This window comes from Pirellulales bacterium, from assembly GCA_019636335.1.
Taxonomy (GTDB): Bacteria; Planctomycetota; Planctomycetia; order Pirellulales; family JAEUIK01; genus JAHBXR01.
This window is the reverse complement of sequence record JAHBXR010000033.1, coordinates 1-22,047: the sequence shown is the minus strand read 5'-3', so window position 1 is coordinate 22,047 and position 22,047 is coordinate 1. Positions and strand designations below refer to the sequence as shown.

The window sequence follows — 22,047 nt, the reverse complement described above, 5'->3', positions numbered from 1 at the left end:
TAGCAGGCCAGGACGTGTCCGGTTGCTCTATCCCCTGCGCCCTGGCGCGTCGCGGCGCGTGCCTGGTTGGCACCAGCGCTGTGCGTTCGCGGTGCATAGACAACATGGCTGCGCACGGAGTTCGCGCGGCAGACCGTCGCTCGCATGCTCTGGGCGGCGGCGTCCCCGGAGAGACTTCCGACTCTGCCCTCCAATCTATCCCAGCCCGATTCATTTCGCCAGATCTACTCTCCTGCCACACGAGTCTTGCCCGTTCCTTCGGGAAAAGTGCCCGTCGGTCGGCGTCTGAGCCTGGAGCATAGCGGTGCATCGCGCGAGCCAATTCGTGTCGAGCTCCGAGCGGATTTTGGTACGGCACGCATTCCATCACCTGCTGTCATGGCCGGGAATGCCCGTTCCCCGTGCTGGCGTCGTCTCCGCGGAAGAGAACGATCGAGCCGCGCACGTCGGATTCCAAGCGAAGAACAGCTCGACGCGCGCCTGTCAAGCACCATGCCAGCAGCGCGCTGCATGAGAAAAATATGCTGGCAAAAAGCGCGAAACACGGCTTGTCGCGGTTTTGCGTGCGTCATTAGGATGAATTGGTCGGCGTGGCTTGGAAGGCGACGCCCTTGATTCGCAGACCGTTTGTTCATCTAGCCGCAGGGAGCGGGTCCATGCTGCATTACTCGTGCGATTTCTGCCAACGGAAGATCGACCCGGAAGAGGATGTCCGGTACGTCGTGAAGCTCGAGGTCTTTCCCGTCGTCGAACCGACCGATGAATCGGACTTGGAAGACGACCGCGATCACTTGCAGGAAATCAACGAAGTGCTCGAGCGTCTCGATGACCGCGACCTCGAGAACGTGACGCCCGCCTACCAGAAGTTGCACTTCGACCTCTGCCCCGAGTGCCGTCGCCGCTTCATGAAGAACCCGTTGGGGCGCGACGTGACGAAGCACCTGCAATTCAGCACGAACTGATCGCTGCTGCCCTCCAGGCGATTCCGCGCAGGAATCGCGAAGGCGCTCTATGAACCACGGGCCGCGATTCGAGCCGCGCCGCCGTCCGCGGAAAGCCTCGCTCGGTGTGGCGGTGCTGGTCGCCATCCTGCTCGCCGCGCGCGCCTGTAGCGACAGCAACACCGACCACCAGGTCGACGCGCCGGCGCCGGTCACGGAATCGCTCGCCGCTGGCGAACATAAGATCCGCCGTGTCGTCGATGGCGACACACTCTTATTAGAGGATGGCTCGCGCGTGCGACTGCTCGGAGTCGATACGCCCGAGACGGTCAAACCCGACACGCCCCCCGAACCCTGGGGCGCTGAGGCGAGCGAGTTCACGCGCCAGTTTCTCTCTGGCGGAACCGTGCGACTCGAATTCGACCGCGAGCGCGTCGATGCGTACGGGCGCTACTTGGCCTATGCCTGGGTAGGCGATCGCCTGCTGAACGAAGAGCTGTTGCGCGCCGGGCTCGGCCGCCCGCTGCTGCAGTTCAATTATTCATCGTCGATGAAGACGCGCTTTCGCAAAGCGGCCGACGAGGCCCGCCAGGCCGAACGCGGCATCTGGTCGCTCGAACGTCCCCAGGCGAATCGCAAAGCGGCTTGAGTGGGCATCGCGAAGCACTACGGCTTAACTCCAAGCGCTTTGGCAAGGCAATTATCGACTTGTGTCATGATGCTACGGGGAAGTCGTCCGAGCTTCTTCAATACAAAGCCTTGGTCGACAGTGAGCACATTCCCGCAATCGATTACCGAGGTTGCAAGCAGGCCAGTGCCGCGCGAATCGGGCCTAGCTGGATTGATCTGCAATTGCCACGCATCCAACTTCGGTCGTACCACACTCGTGATGGCCGCCAGTACGACATCGTCGGTTTGATTCAGTTCGTCCGCCGAGACAACAGCAGTAGGGCGAACTTTGCTGCCCGTACGATCCGTATATGGATAGTCGACGAGTACAACGTCACCCCGTGTCAGTTTCATGATTGACGTGGGTCGAGCTGATCATAGACATCCATCGACGGATCGTCCCAACCTGCCCTGCGCCCCATCTCCCTCAATGCGAAACGAGTACCTTCGTCCATCGCGGCGCGCAGTTTTGCATACGCCTCGGCTGGTAGCAACACGAACTGCTTTTGCGTTTGGGAATCGACGACATCGATCGGCCCGCCACGACTTGCTTCGACGGCTTCACGCATTTCGCGAGTGATTTCAGCGGCCATAAGTACCTCCCTAATTATCATACCGCGCTGCGCGTCCGGCTAATAACGCGGGCGCGTAATTAAGCTACACCGCACGCTCCAGCGCCGTCGCCACGCGGCGGCAAAGCTCCATCGTCTGCCGAAAACCCGCGAAGTTGAGCGACTGGTAACCGTCGCTGGCGGCGCGTTCCGGGTCGGGATGCACTTCCAGGATCAGTCCATCGGCGCCGGCGGCCACGCTCGCGGCGGCCATCTGCGGCACGAGATACGTGTGCCCCGTGCCGTGGCTCGGGTCGACCACCACCGGCAGGTGCGTCTTGGCGTGCAGATAGGGCACCGAGGCCAGCGGCAGCGTGAAGCGCGTATGCGCCTCGAACGTGCGGATGCCGCGCTCGCAGAGGATCACGTTCGGGTTGCCGGCGTCGAGAATGTACTCGGCCGCCAGCAGCATCTCTTCCATGGTGGCGCTGGGACCGCGTTTGAGCAGCACGGCCTGCTTCTCGCGCCCGACGGCCTCGAGCAGGCGGTAGTTCTGCATGTTGCGCGCGCCGATCTGCAGCACGTCGGCATAAGCGGCCACGAGCGGCACGTCCTCGGTGGCGAGCACCTCGGTCACCACGGCCAGCCCGGTCTCTTCGCGCGCCTTGGCCAGCAGCTTGAGCCCTTCTTCCTTCATGCCCTGGAAGCTGTAAGGGCTCGTGCGCGGCTTGAACGCTCCGCCGCGCAGCGCCGTCGCGCCGGCGGCCTTGACGGCCCGCGCCGTGTCGAGGATTTGCTGTTCGCTTTCGACCGAGCAGGGCCCGGCGATCACGCCGATCTGCTGGCCGCCGCACGACAAGCTGCCGGCGGTCACCACGGTGCGCTCCGACTTCAACTCGCGACTGGCGACTTTGTAGGAAGCGAGGATCGGCAGCACCTCGGCCACGCCGGGCCCCGATTCGAGCGACTCTTTCAGCTCCTTGCTTTCGCTGCCGACGGCGGCGATCACGGTCCGCTCGACCCCCACGATCACGTGCGGCTTGAGGCCTAACTGCTGCACGCGTTCGACCATGTGTTCCACTTCGGCCTGCGAGGCCTCTTTTCGCATGACGACGATCACGACCAGCTCCTTAGCCAGGGTCGCAGGCAACTCTCGCCGACAGGACGAGCAGCGCGTGCGACCAGTTGTAATGTTTTCAGCCAGCCGTTCTACGAGCGGTGATCGCCCCCGGAACGTTGACCGCAAACGGTTCCCAAAAACCAACAAAAAACCCCGCCGATCGAGTCGATCGCGGGGCCGATGCACTTCGCAACGAGGAGATAAACGTTACACGCCTCCTCCGGCCCCGCTGGTGTAGCGGGTAAAGCTAAAGATAAAGCTGGGCCGATAGGTGACGTGCGAGCTCATAGCGACATTGTGTCTTCGGTTGCACTGCGTGACAAGAGCGCGGTGATTTCTCCGCCAGGTTACCGTGTCTTGGCGGCCTCGCCCGGCGTGGCTGCCGCGGCATCCTGCTTGGCCGGCGACTGCTCGGCACGCCAGGCGGTCAGGCGGGCTTCCACCTCGCGCTGCAACGTCTGGGGAGCCAACAACAAAACGCTCGCCGAGGGCCGATCGAAACGGGCCACCACTACTCCGGCCAACCCCGACGTTAAGCGAGCCACGACCGTCCCCTCATCGGTCGAGCCGTCCAGCAGATCGCGCACGGGGTAGATTTCCAGCTCGCGCCGTGAGGCGGCCTGCTGTTTCGACGTGATCTGAAACGTCCGCGGTCCGACCACCAGGTAGTCCAACTCCAGTGGTTCGAGCAATCTGGTGAGCGCTTCGCCCAGCGGCACATTCGCGACGACCAACGAGGCGGTAACCTCGCGCGAGATACCGGCCGGCGCCAAGGCCTGCCAATCGATAGTGAGATTCACCCGTGCCTGGGACTGCAGAAAGTCGACGATCTTCGTCAGGGGGGTGCCCTCGCCAAAGTTCACCGTACGCAGCGGCGTGTCGAGCTTGACTTGTGCCTGCTGGCTGCGGCTGGCCAGTGCGAAACGAGAGGGGTCGCCGACACTCGCCGGACGTCCGCCACGTGCCACGCGCAGCTTCTCGCACAGGACGAGCAGGTCGTAATGCGTCGCATCGCTTTGCCGCACGAGCAGCGCATCGCCGACCAGTTCGAGGGTCCCTGCGCCGCCAGCCTCGCTCCACGTCGCCGGTTCGACCAGGGTTCGTACCAGTTCGGCAAAGGCCTCGACCGAAGCCGGGGCGCTGCCCGTGAGATCGCCGACACGGTACCGCACCAGTCGGAGTTGCCCGCCGATGCGCCGCGGACTGGAGACAACCAGTCGGCCAGCGTCGGCCGTGTAGGCCAGCCCCAGTTCCGCGAGCCCCTCTTTCAGTGCATCTCCGACCGTCGTCTCGGCCAGGTGAATCGAGAACTTCAAATCGGGCGTGACTCCCGCCTCGGCCAGGGCATCGAGGTCGAGCGTGATTTCCAGCGTGCTCAACTGCGAGATGAAATCGACGAAGTCCGACAGCGCGATTTCGGTAAAGGCCAACTCGAGCAGCGGATCGGCGAGACGCGCCTCGACGGCCGCGCGCCATGGCTCGTCGTCGCTTGTGGCGAGGGGGGTATCCGCGGTGGGGACAGACGGCGAGGCTTCGACTGCGGCCGGAGCACCATCCGCCGTCGGATTCGCTGGCGCCCGCGCGGGACCGGCCAGGGGCGTTTCGACCGGCGCCGCTTCGTGGCCGGCAATGGTAGCCATTTGCTCCAACACGCGAGGGTCGACATCCTTCGAGAAGAATCGCACGGAACCATCGGCCATGCCTGCCGCGAGACCATCGGGCGTGCCGCTGCCAAAGCCGTCGGGGCCATTCACATAAGGAGCCTGTGTGAGTGGACGCACCGTCGCGGCCCCACCCGCGCTCCAAGGTCCCAGGTTGCCACTCGCCCCCAGCACGGCGATCGTATTCGATGCACCGTCAGGAATGTCCGTGCTGCGCACGCGCCGCTGAAAACCGAACACGCCAGCCCGGGGATGATCGATGGGCAGGTCGCCCGCATCGGCTCCGACACCCGCCACGCCGACATAATGCGTCGCGGGGAACTCCGCCTCCGGAGCATCTCCTTCCAGAGGAGTCAGGGCGGGGTTGGTCACTTCGCTGAGCTTTTGCGTGGTGATCGGCCGGTTCTGTTCGTCCTTCCACGAGCGCCGGAAATTGAGCGACGCGTGCCAATCCTCATGCCCGTAGTAGGGCAAGAGCGTGGCGATCCAACTCAAACGCTCCGTGGCTGGCAGTTGCGGTGTGCCAGCCGCGCCGACGGGATACTCTCCCTGCTCGGCCGCATGCTTTTGCAAAGCCTCGGCCAGTCGCTGGTGATTCGCGTCGTCGACGCCGCGCGCGTCGCTCGGCTGTTCGGACGCCGGCGGGGGTTCTTCGGCAACGGGCGCTGGCTCTTCGCTCGCCTCGGGCGGTGCAACTTCCACCAGTGTGCGATCGGCCGGGGGCTCGGCAACTTCTATCGGCGTGACCGGTTTCTCGATCGGGGCGACGGCCACCGACGGTGGTGTTTCGTTCGACGACAAGAGCGCCCAACCTGCCACGGCCGCGATCGTCAGGAGCAGTACACCGCACGCGCCGAGAATCCACGGCCTCCGACCTGGTTGTGCCGCGGCGCCGGACAATTCGAGACCCGCATCGTTCGGCGTGCTGGCCACGCCGGTGGGCTGGGTGGCCGTCGGTGCGTCGCTGCTGATGGCGGACTCGGCCTGTACCTCCTTCGCCGGAACCTGCACCATGCCACCGCAACGGGGGCAGGCCAGGATCTTGCCCAGCGCCTCCTTGTCGCGCACGCGCAGCCGCGTGTTGCAGGTCGTGCAGGTGATCGAAAGGGGTTCCACGCTACCAGCGCTCCCGCGACAAACGACACAAGTCTAGGGGGACTTCATGGGCTCCGTGGCAAGCTCCGGCGGCAACGTCTCGCCTCGCTTGGCCGCCGCGGCCCGGGTAGTGACGAACAGCGCCTCGCCACTGCCATCCTCTTTCGCCCGAACGACATACACAAGTTTGCCATCCGGATTCGCCTGACGCAGGATCTTCAGCAAGATTTCTCGCGCCGGTTGGTTTCGCTCGTCCAATCCGAACGACTGGTTCTTCGTGATCCCTTCCAATTGCAGGTCGGCCCCCAAAATGACGATCTCCGTGCCGATCCCTTCCCCCAGCATCAGTAGGGCCTGCTCCAGCGTATTGCGGGGAAAACTAAGCGACGTCGACTGATTGAGCAGCTCGGCCAGGCCCCGCTTCGACGTGTCGGCCAACGGCGTTCCGCCCGCGGTCGTGCCGGAAGCTGCCTGCTCGACCAACGCCAGTTGAGTACCCAGCGTCAGATTGTGCGCCGCCACGACGGGCAGATAGGCCCGCAGCACGGCGCAGCGATCTTCCACCCCGCTACGCGTGAAGCGCGACAAGATCGACACCATCTCGGGAAACCGTTCGAGCACCTTGGCGCTATAGGCCGACGGAGCGAGCGACGCGACGTAATCGCTCACTTCCGCCGGCAAGGTCGTGGCACGATCTTGCCAGCGGGCGACCAGCGCGTCGGGCAGCGTCTCGGTCGTGCCCGCCAGACGCAACTCGAGAAACAGATCGTCCGCCGTGAGATGAGCGCTGGCGAGCACGGCGGCCGTGTCATCGGCAAACAACTCCACCAGCGGCATGCGCAAGCGTTCGGCGCCATCGGTCAACAGGGCTCGGCCACCGGTCGAGAGGAAGCTGGGGACGAACAACCAGGTGACGTGGCGGTCGCGATCGCTCGCCGACAACAGCTCGGCCAGCTCGCGGCGCAGCGCGGGGGGTGTTCCCTCGTCGGCGATCAGATTGCCCAGTTCATCGAAGGGCGCCACCACGAGCAGCTTCTCTTCCTCGGGCGGAAGGAAATAACCGTAGCCATCCAGTTCCTGCACGGTCTGCCCAGCCAAGCTGCGGACAATCGCGGGGCCGCGCCCCGACAGCAAACTTGCCGACGTGACCGGCTCCAGCGTGCGCACCACCAGCGAATAACGCAGCCCACCGTTACCGTCGGGTAAGAATCCGACCGTGAGTTGTTCGACGTTCGGCCAGGGGAGCCCCACCAGTTTTTCGAGGGCCTGACGCGTCTGCTGTCCCAAGGCCCCGAAGGAGGCGAGGACCCGTTCTCCTTCGGGCTGCGCGAGAAACTCGGCCGGTCGCCAGACGAGAAACATCTGACTCGTCGGAGCGATCCACGCCAGGTCGACGGCCTCGCCCGACGTAGGCGATTGCCACACGCCGAGATCTTCGGGCGCCGGGGGCGCGCTCGGCGCCGTCGGGCTGGGTGCGGTTGGCTGAGGTTCTGCGCGTCTCGGCGATTCGCTGTCCGGCGAAGGCGCCCCAGGCGTGGCGACCGGCGCCGAAGCTATGGTCGGCGCAGGCAAGGGTGCCGTCTCCGCCGATGGAGAGCCGCCATACGTCAGCCAGGCGTACACTCCAAACCCCGACGCGCCCGCCACCGCTAACAGCACGGCCAAGAGCAGCAGAGGATTCCCCTGTGGCGGGCGGCGTGTCGTCGTGGTGTGAACGAGCGAAGCGAACGGATCGTCGTGATGTACAGGTGCCGTCGCGGGCCTCACGACGGGATGCTCGCCCGACGCCGACAAGGCTGGCGCGATCTGCTCGATGGGCCAGGCCACCGTTTCTGCCAGGGAAATGGGGTCGACTTCCACTGCGGGAATCTCGGCCGTTACGCCGGGCGGTGTCGCCAGTGTCGCCTCGTACGCCAGACGCGCGGGGTCGGGGGGTTCGGCGACGGCTTCGCCGGCAGAAACCGGCACCAAAGCGGCCAGCCCGTCGACGGCCATGGCCAAGGTCTGATAACGCTTGGCCGGATCGCTTGTGAGCAAGTACTCGAGCAGTCTCGCATACGGAACGGGCAGATCGGCTGCCGCGCGCGCGAGCGGATTGCGACCTTCGCGCGCATCGGCGCTCGGCGACCGACCGAAGAGCATCCAGTAGAGCAGCGTGCCCAGGGCGCGCACGTCGGCGTGTGCGGCCGACGCCCCTTCGGTTTTTTGCTTCGACGCAGCACTCGCTAGAGGAAACTGCAGCAGCTTGACGTGCCCCGCATCGTCGAGCCAAACATTGTCCGCGCGAATCTCTCCGTGGACGCGTCCGGCGCCATCGAACGTGATGGCGGTGATCGCCACCTCGTAGACGATGCGGCAGGCCTCTTCGGGAGTGAATTTCTCTCCCCGCGCCTGCCGCTCGGCCACCGTTGCGCCCAACAGATTCTCGACGACGGCGAACCGTCGCTTGCCGAGCGTCACGACCTCGTAAGTGCGCGACAAGCGCGGCGAGATCGTCTTGCACGCCGCGCGGGCGGCGCGCTCCCACTGCGCCAGGCGCGTCGGACTTGAGGCGGTCGTCTCGTCGCAAAAGGCGAGCAAGACGTCGTAACCGCTGGCCACGTGTCGAGCCCGGGCCAGCCCGGCCAGGCGCCCCTCGCGGATGGCCTCGCGCAGGACGTAATTCCCCAAGAGAAAAGGTCCCGCCCGGCCCGCGAGCAGGGTCTTCGCCTGGTAGCGGGTGATCTGACCGTTGGCCACCAACCAACGGGCCAACGACGTCGCGTCGGCCGCCGTTTCGGCGCCGCTGGCGTCGGGCCGGTGCCGCGCGAATTCGACCTGCAGGCGCGCAGCCTCGGCCGCGGTGAGAAGCCTGGCCTTTTGAGCCAGTTGCCAGAATTCTTGCGTCGACGGGGGCATTGCCATCGGCGCAGCGCGCCGCTCGAGGCCAGGCCGCCCCTGCGGCGACCCGGGCCGGAAATAGTGCGCGTCCACGCCCTCCTGCTGTTCCGATTCTCCAATGTACCGCACGCAACCCGGGTGCTGCAAAAGCCGCGCGGCAGAAAGACGTGCCGGCAGTGCGACTTAGGAATCTCCTGCGGCACCGTGCTAGCACGGCGCCCGGCCGCTTGCTGACATTGACCCAAATCGGCCCCAGTCCTATCTTTCGTGCCCCAGTGAACGACCCGGGCAAGTCGCCCGAGCGGTCGCGGCGCTGGCGGTCGCGCTCGAATGGCCGACCGGCTCACCCTTCGTACCGACTCCGAGGACCGGCCACCCTATGAGCCACGCCGATTTGCTCCGCGTCTTCGAACAGCTTTCTCGACCGCGGGTCATGGTCTTGGGCGATCTGATTCTCGACCGATACACCTGGGGCAACGCCGAGCGCGTGAGCCAGGAAGCGCCCGTCATTCTGCTGCGTGCCGACCGCCGCGAGGCGCGACTCGGTGGGGCGGCCAATGTCTGTCACATGCTGCGGGGGCTCGAGGCCGAGACCACCTGCGTCGGCATCGTCGGTTCCGACAGCGACGGAAGCTTGTTGCGGCGACACTTGATCGACAGTGGCGTCGACGAAGCGGCCGTGCTGGTCGACCGCACGCGTCCGACCACGGTGAAAGAACGCTTTATCGGTCGCGCGGCGAATCGCCATCCGCACCAGATTCTGCGCGTCGATAGCGAAGTGCGCGAGCCGGTCTGCCAGGAACTCGAAGATCAGCTCATCACCCGCATCGCCAAGGGGCTGCGCGAGCACGACGTGTTGCTCGTCTCCGATTACGACAAAGGGGTCTGCACGCCGCGCGTCTTGCACGAGACGATCGAGGCCGCCCATCGCGTCGGCGTGCGCGTCGTGGTCGATCCGATTCGAGGCAGCGATTACAGCCGCTATCGTGGCGCGACGACGATGACCCCCAACCGTCTCGAGGCCGAGCTGGCGACCAGGTTCAAGATCAACACGGCCGAGGACGCCTTCCGCGCCGGAGAACGCCTCTGCCGCGCCTTGAAGCTGGACATGGCGATCGTCACGCTCGATCGCGACGGCATGGCGCTCGTCTGGCCCGACGGCCGAGGCGAGCTTTTTCCCACGCGGGCCCGCTCGGTCTACGACATCACGGGGGCGGGCGACATGGTGCTGGCCATGATCGGCGTGGCGCTGGCCGCGGGCACGTCCCCCGAGGTGGCCATTCAGCTTGGCAACGTGGCGGCCGGCCTCGAGGTGGAAAAGATCGGCGTGGCGCAGGTCTCGCGCGACGAGATTCGCGAGCGCCTGTTGGCCGATCAGCCCGTGGGACAGTCCAAGCTCGTGAACATCGACGAGCTAGAGCGACTGACGATCGCGCATCGCGCACGAGGCAAATCGATCGTCTTCACGAACGGTTGCTTCGATCTGCTGCACGTCGGCCATGTGAGCTATTTGCAGGAGGCCGCGCAACTAGGAGACAAGCTCGTCGTCGGGCTGAACAGCGATGCCAGCGTACAACGTCTGAAAGGCCCCACGCGCCCGGTGATCAACGAGACCGACCGCGCGGCGATTCTCGCCGCGCTCGCCTGCGTCGACTACGTAGTGCTCTTCGACGACGACACCCCTTGCGAGCTGCTCCACCGGCTGCGTCCCGATGTGCTCGTGAAGGGAGGCACGTACCAACCGAGCGAAGTCGTGGGACACGAAGTGGTCGAAGAGTACGGCGGTCGCGTCTGCGTCACCGGCATGGTCGAGGGCATCTCGACTACGGCGATCGTCGCTTCGCTGGCCGAGAATCAGACCCTGCGCGGACCGCATACGAAGTTTCCCAATACGGCCGATGCAGCCAGAGCGCCTGCCAGCGCTCGCGACACGGCAGCGAAGTAACGCCTTCGAACAAGCCACGTGCAAGCACTCAGGACTCTGCCCGCATGAAGCTGGGGATCTTCCTGCCGAACTGGGTGGGTGATGCCGTCATGGCGACGCCCGCCCTGCGCGCCATCCGCCAACAACTGCCGACCGCCGAGATCGTGGGCATTCTGCGCCCGCCGATCGATCAGGCGCTGGCCGGCACCACGTGGCTCGACCGTACGATCGTCTATCAGCCGCGGACCAAGGATCGCCAGCGGCGCGGCTGGCGTCTGGTGCGGCAACTGCGCGCCGAGCGCTTCGAGACGATGCTGCTGCTGACGAACTCGTTTCGCACGGGCCTGCTGGCCTGGGCGAGCGGCGCGCGGCGCCGCATCGGCTTCGATCGCTACGGGCGAGGTCTGCTGCTCACCGAGCGGCTCTACCATCATCGCGAACAGGGACAGTTCGTCCCGTCGCCGGTGATCGACGAGTATCACAAACTGGCGGCGCAGCTCGGCTGCCCCCCCGACTCGTATCAGATCGAGCTGGCCACCTTGCCCGAGGACGAGGCGCGTGCCGACGCGGCCTGGCACGCGCTCCATCTGCCCGGCGAACGGCGCGTCGTCGTGCTGAACTCCGGTGGCGCGTACGGTGCGGCCAAGTTGTGGCCCACGGAATACTTCGTCGAGCTCGCGCGGCGCCTGGCCACGTCGCACGCGCGGCACGTGCTCGTGATCTGCGGTCCCAGCGAGCGCGAGATCGCGCGGCGGATTGTGGCAGAAGCCGGGCATCCGCACGTCGTCAGCCTGGCCGATCAAACCCTCTCGCTTGGCTTGAGCAAGGCCTGCGTCCGCCGCGCGGAGCTCATGGTCACCACCGATAGCGGGCCGCGCCATTTCGCGGCAGCCTTCCAAGTGCCGGTCGTCACGCTGTTTGGCCCCACGCACATCGAGTGGAGCGAAAACTACTATCCGCGCGCCGTGCATCTGCAGAAACGATTACCGTGCGGGCCCTGTCAGCGCCGCGTCTGCCCGTTGGGTCACCACCAGTGCATGCGCGATCTCTCGGTGGATGAAGTCGAGCGTACCGTCGTCGCGCAATTGCACCACCCGGCGCGAGGCTCGCATGCTGCTTGACCACCAGTCGCGCACGCGCTCGCGGTGGAGACGTTCCACGCTCACGCCCGAGTCTTCCAGGCGCCGCCTGTCGCGCGGGGCGGGTCCGTTCGATTTTCACTGGCACGATCCGGCCTTCGCCGCGCTGGTCGGCGCCGAACGACTCGACGAGCTCGCATCGCTGCTGGAGCGCACCGATGGCGTGCTCGTGGCGCGCGGTCGACCGGGGCGCGAGACGCTCCGCGTCGTGCTGGGGGGGGACAGCGCCTTGCGGCGCGTCCTGTTTCTCAAACGCGAGACGTCAACGCACACGAAAGATCTCCTCCGGCACGTGCTGGCCGGCCGCGGTTACTGGACGAAATGCCGCGCCGAGTTCGAGGTGCTGCGGGCGCTGCGCGAGGCGGGAATCAACGTGCCTCGACCGATCGCTTGCGTTCAGCAGGGGCTCTGGCGACCCCAGGCCTGCCTGGTGGTCGAAGGCCTCGACGGAACGGTGCCACTCGCCGAGTACCTGTCGTCCGACGCCGTCACGACCTCATCCGCGCGACGGGGGGAGTTCTTTAGCGCCCTGGCACGCGAAGTCGCGCGACTGCACGCGACGGGCTACAACCAGCCCGACCTGTTCGCCAACCACGTCCACGTGGCGACGACGGGCGCGAGCTGGCAGGTGGCGTTCCTCGACTTTCAGCGCAGCACGTACCACGCGAACCCTTCGCTTGCCCGCCGTGCTCGCGACCTGGCCGCCCTCTGGGCGACCTTGCCGCGCCGCTTGGCGAGCGAGCGCGACGAAGAGCGCTTTCTCGACAGCTACTTATCGGCGGCGCAGCTCGAGGATCGCGCGGCCGAGTTATTGGCGGCCACGCGACGGCGCGTCGAACGGCTGTTGCGTCGACGCAAGATTTGGGAGATCCGCGAAAGCGATACCGCCGCCCATCGCTCGGTGCAGGCGCTGGCCCCCATCGAACGGGGTCGCATGTGGATCGATCCCGAGTTTCGACCTCACCTCGAGCATGAAGGCCGGGCCACGTTCGCCGACATGATGGCCACCACCGCAGGCGAATGCCTGCGCGCCCTGGCAGATCGAGAGAACTGGCGTCTCGTGCTCGACGATGGCGAACACGCGCCGCGCGGCGCGTTCCTCAAGAAGCACCATATTCGCACCTGGAACACCCGCTTTCGTGCGAAGCTCGGGCTCGATCCGGGGGATACGGCGGGGCGCGTCGAGGCGCGCAACATCGCGCGGCTCGCGCGCGGCGGCATCGCGGCCATGCGCTTGATCGCCTACGGCGAGGGGCTCCATGCCGACGGACTGCTCGAGTCGTTCGTTCTCACCGAAGAACTGGTCGGCTGCACGCAGTTGGATCATTTCTTGCGACGACGCTTCCCGGCACTCAACGACGGCGCGGCGCTAGCGGTCGATCGGATCACGGGAGAACGTCACGGCCTGCGCAATGCGGCGCTCGACACGCTGCTGGGCGAGGTGGCGTCCGTGGCGCGTCACTTTCACGCCATGGGGTACAACCACCGCGACTTCTATTGCTGCCACTTCTTCATTCGCGAGCACGTGCCAGGCGAGTTCCGCGTCCATCTCATCGACCTGCAGCGCGTGCAGCATCGCACGCGGCTGCGCCGACGATGGATCGTCAAGGACCTGGCACAACTGGCCTACTCGGCGCCGCGCGAGCGCATCTCTCGCGCGCACAAGATGGCCTTCATCAAACAATACCTGGGGGTGCGTAAACTTCGACCGCAAGACAAGCAACTCATCCGGCGAGTCTTGCGCAAGCAACGCTGGATGGAATGGACCCTGGGATTGCACCCATGAAAATCGGCCTCGTGCTCGATCACTTCGATCCGCGACGCGGGGGCGTCGAACAATGGACCGCGCGCTTTGCGCACTGGCTGGTCCGGGCGGGACATGAAGTTCACGTCGTCGCCAGCAGCTTCGCCGACGACGCACTGGCCACGGGCATCACCGCGCACGAAGTCCGCGGGACCCGCACGCGCACGGGCTTTGCCGCCGCCGTCGAACATCGCCTCCGCACGCTGCGGCTCGACGTCGTCCACGACACGGGGTGCGGCTGGTACTGCGACGTGCTGCAGCCGCACGGGGGTGCCCGCCGCGCCGCCTTCGAGCAGAATCAATTGCTGCTGCCGCGAGCATGGCGTCCCTGGAAGCGAGCGCTTGCGCGTTGGCTGCCGCGCTATCGTGAGTTCGATCGGCTCGTCGCGCGGCAATACGCCGACGATGGCCGGACGATCATCGCCATCTCGAAGATGGTGGCCCGCGATCTGGCCCGCTACCACGGCGTGCGTCCCGAGCGCATGCGGCTCGTCTATAATGGCGTCGATCTGGTCCAGTTCACGCCGCAAAATCGGGCCCGCTACCGCACTCCGCTGCGCGAAAAGCTGGGAGTCGGCCCCGACGAAGTGCTGCTGCTGATCGTGGCGCACAACTTTGCGCTCAAGGGGGTGCCGACGTTGTTGCGCGCCGTGGGGCGCCTGGCGGCCTCGGGGGCGCCCGTTCGCCTGGCCGTGGCGGGGGGTAAGCGGCATGCCGCCGCGGCACGACTCGCGGCGCGCGTGGGCGTCGGCCCGCGCGTGACCTTTCTGGGCTCGGTCGACGACGCTGCTCCCTGGTACGCCGCCGCCGATGTCTATGTGCAGCCCACGTTCTACGATCCCTGCAGCCTGGTCGTGCTCGAGGCCTTTGCCGCGGGGTTGCCCGTGGTGACCAGTCGCTTCAATGGCGCGGGCGAGCTGTTGACCGAGGGGCGCGAGGGCTACCTGGTCGACGATCCCGCCAACGTCGAAGAACTGGCCGAGCGGCTTCGCCCGCTCCTCGACGCGGGCGCGCGAGAGCGCATGGGCATCGCCGCGCGACAACTGGCCGAGCGGCATTCCTGGGATCGCAATTGCCGCGAGATGCTCGACGTCTACAGCGAGATCGCCGAGACGCGACGCCTGGCGGCCTAGCGGCCCGTCGAATTCTCGACCGGGCCGCTCGTGCTGCATCAACATCTAAGGGTTCGGGTTGATGCAGCACGACCGCCGAACACGTAAGTGGTTCGGCGGCACACAACTTCGTGTGCCCGCTGCGGGCCATGAAGCTGCTTAAGCGACTTCGATCTCGTTGACCAGCGGCAGATTGCCGATCATGGGCATGGCGGCGTGCTGCGCCAATTGCTTCGAGTAGAACGAAGCGGTGCGCCCCGACAGGACCACGCCTCGGCCTTCGACGGCGACCGACAGGTCGCGAATCTGGCCGGCCGTTCGCTCGGCGATCAGACGACGAATCGTGGCGGCCTGGCTGGCCGCGGCGCGGCTCACGTCGCGTCCCCCGCAACTCACGACGCAATCACGTTCGAGGAGCGCGGTCTCCCCCTTACCATCCAAAACAAACCCCATGTACGAACATTCCTTCCCTCAACTAAACCCTAGGCGTGGACACCGCCATCGCAGGCGGTCTTGCTTCCCACGTTGCTCGCACGGCACGAGTTGAGCACAATTGCCGTGCAAACAAAGAGGCTGGCCGGCGACGACCCGAATCAGGTCCGAATCGCCCGCTAGCGACAACTGGCTACGCGAATCGAGTTCATCACCGGCACCCCCAGCGCGACGGCGCGAACCGCCTCCTGCGCGAGTTGCTTGTGGTAATAACTCGTCACGGAACCACTGAGCAGAAGCCCGCCCTCTACTTCTTCCACACGCAGCCCGCGCAAATCGAAGATGGGGCTCGTGGCAAGCGCCGCTTGGGCACGAGGCTGGGCACTTTCGATCGTAGTCTGGTCGGCCATGTGTATCCTTGCCAACCTCCTTGTAGCGATACGGGCACTTCGCACTCAGGTCGCGGGAACGGACCCCACGACTCTGTCGTCTTGACGACGTTTGCTTCGGTCTCATCCAGAGCCGAAGTCAACCGGGCATAACGCCCAAACCGCCTGCTCGAAAGCGACACTCAGCCCGCACAACGCACGAATCGGCATGCAAGGCAGGATCGACTCGCGTTCACTGTACGTGGTGCCACTTCGAAATGTCAACCCGCGCCGCGCGAAGCCTCTCGGGAATTTCTGATTTCCTTCACACGTACATGCTTCGCCACCTGGGGGACGAGCCGCCTCACGCGCGCGACTCATAGATTTCTGGCCAAATCAGGCCCTTTTTCGCACCCCAACAGGCGCCAGAGTTTGCCAGCATTGCCAGCATTCTCGTCGAGATCACGCCTCGACGGACGACTCGATAGAAGGGCGCGAAGAATGTCCCTTTCGAGGGCGACACTTGTTGATCGATGCGCCGCTTCCGCGCCCGATCGATGCCACCCCTGGCGAGACGGCCCATGCATGCTCGCGCAACTGCACCTCCGCGCATAAAAAAAGCCGCAGGTGGGGCAGGAACCTACGGCCCGCGCGGCAAAGACTAGCTCCGCCGCACTTCTTATAGCTTACTCGAGTCGCGATTCGATGCAAGGCCCACGAAACAGATCGCTGGTCAATCGCTCCGGAAAATGCCTACTTACGGCTGAGTAACGACTTGATAGTGCGATCCGGGGCGGTTTCCGAGGCGGTGCGTCTCGACGGTCAACCGGCCTGGACAGGCGTCGTCTGGGCCGGGGAAGATGCTCACCGTGACGGCGCCGACAACCGCCGTGTGCAGGACCTGAGCCCCCGACGCGGCATACGTCTGGGCCACGCCCGCCACTTGCTCGTCGTAGCCTCCACTAATGACCACATGCTCGGGCGACGACCACGCGATCATGCCCGGGGGGTCGCTTCTCGGGCTGCCATGATGGGGAGCCAACAGGACGTCGGTGTCATACGGCGCCTCGGCCAGGACCGCCTCGAGACCAGGGGTTTCGAGATCGCCGGTGAGCAAAATGCGGCGGCCGGCGTACTCGATCGCCAATACGATGCTGTTCGCGTTGTCGCTGCCGAGGATGCCGTCGACGGGTGGGTGCCACACCTCGAGCACCGCGCCGCTGCGGTTCTGCAGGCGATCGCCGGCGCGGACCTCGCGCAGCGCGATCCCGTGCGCCTCGAGCGCCCCCCACAGCGTTTTCACCGCCAGCGATCCTTCGGCGATCATGGGACGCGCCGCGAACACGGACCCACAAGAGAACCGCTCGACGAGTCCGGGCACCCCGTTGAAATGATCGACGTCGGCATGCGACACCACGAGACCGTCGAGGTGCCCGATGCCACGTTCCCACAACACGCCCGACACATCGCGCGTCGCGCCAGCGGGAGAACCGAGACGGCCGGCGTCGTAGAGTAACGTCTCGCCGCTCGGCAGCTCGATCACGACGGCCGTGCCATGACCGACGGCGACAAAGCTGCAGCGCAGGGCGCGCTCACCCGTTCGTTCGACCGCGGCCGCACCAAAGCCGATTCCCAGCCAGGCTATCGTCAGCGCGAGACACCAGCGCCCCGGTGGACGGCGCTCGCCGAGCATCGCCCAGGCAGCGAAGCCTCCATACGCGCCGATCATCCACCACTCGTAGGGTCCCGCCGCATAGAAGTGACCTCCCGGTACTGCCTCGCCCCAGCGCACCAGTCGATCGGTGATGGCCAGACCCACGTTGCAGATCGCGCCCAGCGCCGCGGCCAGGGGCGTGGCGATCCAACCCAACGCGAGCAACGCAAAGCCGGAAATCAACGCCACGCCCACGGGCAACATCAGCAACGGGTGCAGCACGATGCCGATGGGCGACACGACGTGAAAGCGCGTCAGGATCAGCGGCAGCATCACGAGCCAGATCACGGTCGAGACCGTCAGCGTGCGCACGGTCCACAAGCATGACGCACGCAGCATGCGCTGAGGCCAGGGACGCGTCTCGACAATCAATCGAGCGAGCGGGTCCAACCGCGGCCAACGGACGACTCGCGGCGTGATCCAGGCCAATACGCACACGGCGAGAAAGGAAAGCTGCGCCCCGGCGCGAAACAGATCGACCGGATTGATGGCCAGCACCAGGAGCGCTCCGGCCGCCAGCGAATTGAGCGCGAGCGGCTGTCGCGCCAAACCCATCCCCAGGCAGACGACGAGCACCAAGACCGTGGCGCGGACGACCGGCGGCTCGCCCCCGGTGAGCAAGGCATAAAGCACCGTCACGAGCGCGATGGCGATCAACCCCAGGCGCTGCGGAACGAGCGCCCAGCGCAACGCCAGAAAGAGCACCCAGGCCAGCAGCGCCACGTGCATGCCCGAGATCGCCAGCACGTCGAGCGTGCCGGTGTGAAGGAAGGTCTCCAACTGCTCGCGGCTTAACTGCTGACGCGTGCCGAGCAACAGGGCGGACTCGAGGCCAGCTCGTTCCGCGCCCACGTGCTGCCACACGAGGGAGCTCGCCTGACGGCGCCAGGCGTCGAGCCAGGCCGCGGGAGTAGTCCGCGTGCCCGGCGCGATACGTGTCACGGCATCGGGATGATCGGTGCGGATCAACGCCATCTGGCGATCGCCGCGCGCGAACGAGGCGAAATCGAACTGGCCGGGGTTCAACACCGGCGCTGGGCCGGCCAGTTGCCCGAAGATGCGCAGCCGGTCGCCCGAGCGTACGCCAAGCAGATGCCCCTCGACGATGAGCGTCGCTCGTCCCGCTCCGCGCCGCCACACGTCGCGATCGCGCAACTCGGTGACGATCACATCGAGCCGAGTGCTCTCCCCCGAGGGGAGCGCCCGGAGAGGATCGAACGGGGGAGCCGGCACGCGCGTGGGAGTGCTGGCGGCAATCGCTTCGAGACAGACCGGCTGCGCCACTTCGGTCGTGAAGCGCGAGATTTCATCGACGTCGAAAAGTCGCCAGCAGGCGTGATGCCAGGCGCCACTGAGTGCCGCGGCCGACAGCAGTAAGACGCACGCCGCCCGTTGATCTTGGCCTGCGCGCCGAGAATGCCACCAGCTGGCGCCCAAGAGAGTTCCCAGCGCGAGCCAGAACCCGAAAGAGAATGTGCCCCAGCGATCGAACACGATTCCAGACGCCACGGCCGCCGCCAGCAGCACCAGAGGCTGGTATCCGCTCGCCGGCTCGAGCGCACGTCGCGCAGCACGCTCGCGCGCCGAGGGGGCGCGGGGCTGCTCGGCTACCGGTGCTGGAACGTCGCGTCGCATGCGAAAGAAGCCCGAGGAAGACCTACCCACCGGGTGCGCCATTCGGCTCGAGCCAGCGGCTTCGAGCGCACTGCTGGCGCCCCCTTCTCCACGTGCCACGGCAACACTTTACGACAGATCGGCAGGCGGCAAAACCATTTCGCGGGCACGAACTGGCGTGAAACTACCGGTGGGGGGCGATCCGTCGGCCAAGCGGGGCGTATACAAAGCAGACGATCCGCGCGCCGGGCTGCCAGCAGGGGGTCCGCCTTGGCGGGTCTGTGGCAGGTCGGGTATGCTGCCCGCCACGAGCGAGGCCCTCGGGCCGCGGCTCTGGGTGGCTGGTACGGCCCCTCAGCATCGAGAACGACAGGAGACATCGGCGATGAAACGCCTTGGCATAGTTGGCTTTTCCTTGATCTTGTCGGGTCTCGCGGCGCTCGTGCTGGCGCCGCCGGCCGGAGCACAAGATCGCCCCGCCCGGCTGGCTGCCAAGCGCGTGGCCCCCGCGAAAGGAGACGGCGGCGTGAAGCTCATTCCGCGGAATATCTTGTTCGGCAATCCCCAGAAGGCCGCCGCCCGCATCTCGCCCGACGGCAAGCAATTGAGCTACCTCGCCCCCGTCAACGGCGTGCTCAACGTGTGGGTCGCCCCGGTCGATAACATCGCCGCGGCCAAGCCGGTCACCAACGACACGAAGCGCGGCATTCGTAGTTACTTCTGGGCCTACAACAATCGTCACATCCTGTACGTGCAGGATGTCGGCGGCGACGAAGATTGGCACGTCTATGCCGTCGATCTCAAGACCGGCAAGACGACCGATCTCACGCCGCTCGAGAAGGTGGCCGCGCAGATCGAAGGCGTCAGCCACAAATTTCCCAACGAGATCTTGATCGGCTTGAACGATCGCGATCCCCAGTTCCACGATATCTATCGCGTGAACCTCGAGACGGGGGAGCGCAAGTTAATCCAGAAGAACGAGTCGTTCCTCGGCTTTCTGACCGACGATGACTACCGCGTGCGCTTCGCCATGCGATTCACCCCCGACGGCGGCAACGAGATCCTGCAGCCCGACGGCGCCGGCGGCTGGACCGAGTTCCAGATGATTCCGATGGCCGACACGCTGACCACCAGCCCGGCGGGCTTCGACAAGACGGGAGACATCCTGTACCTGATCGACAGCCGGGGTCGCAACACGGCGGCGCTCAAGTCGCTCAATCTGAAGACGAATGAAGAAAAGCTGATCGCCGAGAACAAGCTGGCCGACATCGGCGGCGCGATGGCGCACCCGACCGAGAAGAACATCGAGGCGGTGTCGTTCAACTACACGCGCGAGGAATGGCAGATTCTCGATCCGAAGGTGCAGAAAGACTTCGACTACCTGCGCACGGTGGCCGACGGCGACATCACGGTCAGCAGCCGTACGCTCGACGACAAGCTGTGGACCGTGGCCTACATCATGGACGACGGTCCGGTGCGCTATTACCTCTACGATCGCACGAAGGGGAAGGCGACCTTCCTGTTCAACAACCGCGACGACATCGCCGGGCTGCCGCTGGCGAAGATGCACCCCGTGGTGATCGAGGCCCGCGACGGTCTGAAGCTGGTGAGCTATCTCACGCTGCCACCGCAGAGCGACACCGATGGCGACGGCCGTCCCGACAAGCCGTTGCCGCTGGTGCTGCTCGTTCACGGCGGACCCTGGGCCCGCGACGACTGGGGCTTCGACCCGCAGCACCAACTGCTGGCCAACCGCGGCTACGCCGTGTTGTCGGTGAATTACCGCGGTTCGACCGGCTTCGGCAAAGAGTTCGTCAACGCCGGCAATCGCGAGTGGGCCGGCAAGATGCACGACGACCTGCTCGACGCCGTGGCCTGGGCCGAAAAGGAAAAGATCGCCGACCGCAACAAGGTGGCGATCATGGGGGGGAGCTACGGCGGTTACGCCACGCTGGTCGGTTTGGCCTTCACGCCCGACGAGTTCGCCTGCGGAGTCGATATCGTCGGTCCGTCGAGCATCGTGACGCTGCTCAACACGATTCCGCCCTATTGGGCTCCGGCGATTCAACAGTTCAAGGATCGCGTGGGGGACCACACGACCGAAGAGGGGCGCAAGTTCCTCGACGAACGTTCGCCGCTGGCCAAGGTCTCGGCGATCAAGAAGCCGCTGCTCATCGGTCAGGGGGCGAACGATCCCCGCGTGAAACAGAGCGAATCGGACCAGATCGTCGCCGCGATGGAAGAGAAGAAGATCCCGGTGACCTACGTGCTGTATCCGGACGAAGGGCACGGCTTCGCGCGGCCGGAGAACCGCCTCTCCTTCTTCGCCGTGACCGAGGCCTTTTTGGCGGAGAATCTCGGCGGCCGCTACGAACCGGTCGGCAAGGATTTTGAGAATTCGACGATTGAGGTGCCCCACGGCGCAGCCGATGTGCCGGGTTTGAGCGAGGCCCTGAAGGCAAACGCCACGACGGCCAAGTAGCGCCGCGGCTTACGTCGCTTTGAGGACGACCAGTTGATCGATGGCGGCGGAGACGGCCTTGAGGAAGATGCGTCCGGTTGCCCCTTTGGCAATCAAATGCGCTGCAGCAAATTGCTCGTCCAAGGGGGAATGTAAATGTCCGTGCGCGTCCTCCCACGGGTATTCGCAATTGTCCGGACATGCACCATCCCGCTTGACCGCCGGCGCGAGAAGTTCGATCTCGTGCGCCAAATGTCGAATATGGGGCATCAACGAGCGGATTTGGCTCTTCTTTCGGCCAAACGTAATGAGCTGTGTTTGAATGATAGGCGGCAGATTCTTCCGCGTGTAAGCGTGCGAGGTCTGAAGAACTTTGGGGTCCGAGCGACTACCGCACAGTGATGCCTTCGTAAGCTTCTCACAAGCCATCTGCAAGAACAGCAGCCGATGGCATTCCGGAGTAGACAGCTCCGTCGCAATACTCAGTCCGACGAACGTATCGAAGTCCGCGCGTGCTTGGCGCGCGTAACATCGCGACCACTCCGTCGCAGAGCTCATGGGA

General features: G+C 65.5%; 16 protein-coding genes. 7 read left to right on the top strand and 9 right to left on the bottom strand.

Annotated elements, in window-relative coordinates:
- Positions 1-656: 656 nt before the first annotated feature.
- Together KF708_22670 and KF708_22665 are read left to right on the top strand one after the other, a co-directional pair.
- Positions 657-962 (top strand): hypothetical protein, encoded by a 306-nt coding sequence (locus KF708_22670; GenBank protein MBX3415505.1) that lies wholly within the window; start codon positions 657-659, stop codon positions 960-962.
- Positions 963-1,011: 49 nt separating this feature from the next.
- Positions 1,012-1,590, top strand: a complete 579-nt coding sequence (locus KF708_22665; GenBank protein MBX3415504.1) for a thermonuclease family protein — start codon at positions 1,012-1,014, stop codon at positions 1,588-1,590.
- A gap of 17 nt (positions 1,591-1,607) precedes the next feature.
- Here KF708_22665 and KF708_22660 read toward each other — a convergent pair whose 3' ends face one another.
- From KF708_22660 to KF708_22640, 5 genes are all read right to left on the bottom strand, one after another.
- On the bottom strand, positions 1,608-1,964 hold the full coding sequence (locus KF708_22660; GenBank protein ID MBX3415503.1) for a type II toxin-antitoxin system PemK/MazF family toxin: 357 nt from the start codon (positions 1,962-1,964) through the stop codon (positions 1,608-1,610).
- Positions 1,961-2,203 carry a hypothetical protein gene (locus KF708_22655; GenBank protein MBX3415502.1) on the bottom strand — a complete coding sequence of 81 codons (243 nt, stop codon included), beginning with the start codon at positions 2,201-2,203 and terminating at the stop codon, positions 1,961-1,963. Before KF708_22655 ends, KF708_22660 begins: the two co-directional genes overlap by 4 nt.
- A 64-nt stretch (positions 2,204-2,267) precedes the next feature.
- Entirely contained in the window at positions 2,268-3,281 is a 1,014-nt protein-coding gene (aroF, locus tag KF708_22650; protein MBX3415501.1) for a 3-deoxy-7-phosphoheptulonate synthase, read from the bottom strand.
- A 347-nt stretch (positions 3,282-3,628) separates the two neighbouring features.
- Complete coding sequence (locus KF708_22645; protein MBX3415500.1) at positions 3,629-6,058, bottom strand: DUF1559 domain-containing protein; 2,430 nt, start codon at positions 6,056-6,058, stop codon at positions 3,629-3,631.
- Positions 6,059-6,091: 33 nt separating this feature from the next.
- On the bottom strand, positions 6,092-8,941 hold the full coding sequence (locus KF708_22640) for a hypothetical protein (protein ID MBX3415499.1): 2,850 nt from the start codon (positions 8,939-8,941) through the stop codon (positions 6,092-6,094).
- A gap of 355 nt (positions 8,942-9,296) precedes the next feature.
- Between KF708_22640 and rfaE2 the strand changes: the two genes are divergently transcribed.
- Genes rfaE2 through KF708_22620 form a run of 4 tightly spaced genes read left to right on the top strand, consistent with a single transcriptional unit; the run spans position 9,297 to position 14,917 of the window.
- Positions 9,297-10,862: a D-glycero-beta-D-manno-heptose 1-phosphate adenylyltransferase gene (rfaE2, locus tag KF708_22635; GenBank protein MBX3415498.1), complete on the top strand. Its 1,566-nt coding sequence runs from the start codon at positions 9,297-9,299 to the stop codon at positions 10,860-10,862.
- 44 nt (positions 10,863-10,906) lie between these two features.
- Positions 10,907-11,962, top strand: a complete 1,056-nt coding sequence (gene waaF, locus KF708_22630; GenBank protein MBX3415497.1) for a lipopolysaccharide heptosyltransferase II — start codon at positions 10,907-10,909, stop codon at positions 11,960-11,962.
- A complete protein-coding gene (locus KF708_22625) occupies positions 11,952-13,766 on the top strand; it encodes a phosphotransferase (protein ID MBX3415496.1) in 1,815 nt (604 codons plus the stop codon). Before waaF ends, KF708_22625 begins: the two co-directional genes overlap by 11 nt.
- Positions 13,763-14,917: a glycosyltransferase family 4 protein gene (locus KF708_22620; GenBank protein ID MBX3415495.1), complete on the top strand. Its 1,155-nt coding sequence runs from the start codon at positions 13,763-13,765 to the stop codon at positions 14,915-14,917. Before KF708_22625 ends, KF708_22620 begins: the two co-directional genes overlap by 4 nt.
- A gap of 138 nt (positions 14,918-15,055) precedes the next feature.
- Here the strand turns inward: KF708_22620 and KF708_22615 are convergent, their stop codons facing one another.
- The 3 genes from KF708_22615 to KF708_22605 form a co-directional block, all read right to left on the bottom strand.
- Positions 15,056-15,349, bottom strand: a complete 294-nt coding sequence (locus KF708_22615; protein ID MBX3415494.1) for a BON domain-containing protein — start codon at positions 15,347-15,349, stop codon at positions 15,056-15,058.
- 158 nt (positions 15,350-15,507) lie between these two features.
- Positions 15,508-15,738 (bottom strand): BON domain-containing protein, encoded by a 231-nt coding sequence (locus KF708_22610; GenBank protein MBX3415493.1) that lies wholly within the window; start codon positions 15,736-15,738, stop codon positions 15,508-15,510.
- Between the two features lie 715 nt (positions 15,739-16,453).
- The gene (locus KF708_22605) at positions 16,454-19,045 is read right to left on the bottom strand and encodes a ComEC/Rec2 family competence protein (GenBank protein ID MBX3415492.1); all 2,592 of its coding nucleotides are present in this window, start codon (positions 19,043-19,045) and stop codon (positions 16,454-16,456) included.
- Between the two features lie 364 nt (positions 19,046-19,409).
- On the opposite strand from KF708_22605, the gene KF708_22600 reads away from it, so the two are divergent.
- Positions 19,410-21,506, top strand: coding sequence for a S9 family peptidase (locus KF708_22600; GenBank protein MBX3415491.1), 2,097 nt, complete (start codon positions 19,410-19,412; stop codon positions 21,504-21,506).
- A gap of 9 nt (positions 21,507-21,515) precedes the next feature.
- Here the strand turns inward: KF708_22600 and KF708_22595 are convergent.
- The coding region (locus KF708_22595) for a hypothetical protein (protein ID MBX3415490.1) at positions 21,516-22,047 on the bottom strand (532 nt) is incomplete at its 5' end.

Bases quoted from the DNA above. Each gene is read 5' to 3' on its own strand.
- KF708_22620 (MBX3415495.1), top strand. From the start codon at position 13,763: ATGAAAATCGGCCTCGTGCTCGATCACTTCGATCCGCGACGCGGGGGC.
- KF708_22660 (MBX3415503.1), bottom strand. From the start codon at position 1,964: ATGAAACTGACACGGGGTGACGTTGTACTCGTCGACTATCCATATACG.
- KF708_22670 (MBX3415505.1), top strand. From the start codon at position 657: ATGCTGCATTACTCGTGCGATTTCTGCCAACGGAAGATCGACCCGGAA.
- KF708_22600 (MBX3415491.1), top strand. From the start codon at position 19,410: ATGAAACGCCTTGGCATAGTTGGCTTTTCCTTGATCTTGTCGGGTCTC.
- KF708_22605 (MBX3415492.1), bottom strand. From the start codon at position 19,045: ATGCGACGCGACGTTCCAGCACCGGTAGCCGAGCAGCCCCGCGCCCCC.
- KF708_22615 (MBX3415494.1), bottom strand. From the start codon at position 15,349: ATGGGGTTTGTTTTGGATGGTAAGGGGGAGACCGCGCTCCTCGAACGT.
- KF708_22625 (MBX3415496.1), top strand. From the start codon at position 11,952: ATGCTGCTTGACCACCAGTCGCGCACGCGCTCGCGGTGGAGACGTTCC.
- waaF (MBX3415497.1), top strand. From the start codon at position 10,907: ATGAAGCTGGGGATCTTCCTGCCGAACTGGGTGGGTGATGCCGTCATG.
- KF708_22640 (MBX3415499.1), bottom strand. From the start codon at position 8,941: ATGGCAATGCCCCCGTCGACGCAAGAATTCTGGCAACTGGCTCAAAAG.
- KF708_22665 (MBX3415504.1), top strand. From the start codon at position 1,012: ATGAACCACGGGCCGCGATTCGAGCCGCGCCGCCGTCCGCGGAAAGCC.
- rfaE2 (MBX3415498.1), top strand. From the start codon at position 9,297: ATGAGCCACGCCGATTTGCTCCGCGTCTTCGAACAGCTTTCTCGACCG.
- KF708_22655 (MBX3415502.1), bottom strand. From the start codon at position 2,203: ATGGCCGCTGAAATCACTCGCGAAATGCGTGAAGCCGTCGAAGCAAGT.
- KF708_22610 (MBX3415493.1), bottom strand. From the start codon at position 15,738: ATGGCCGACCAGACTACGATCGAAAGTGCCCAGCCTCGTGCCCAAGCG.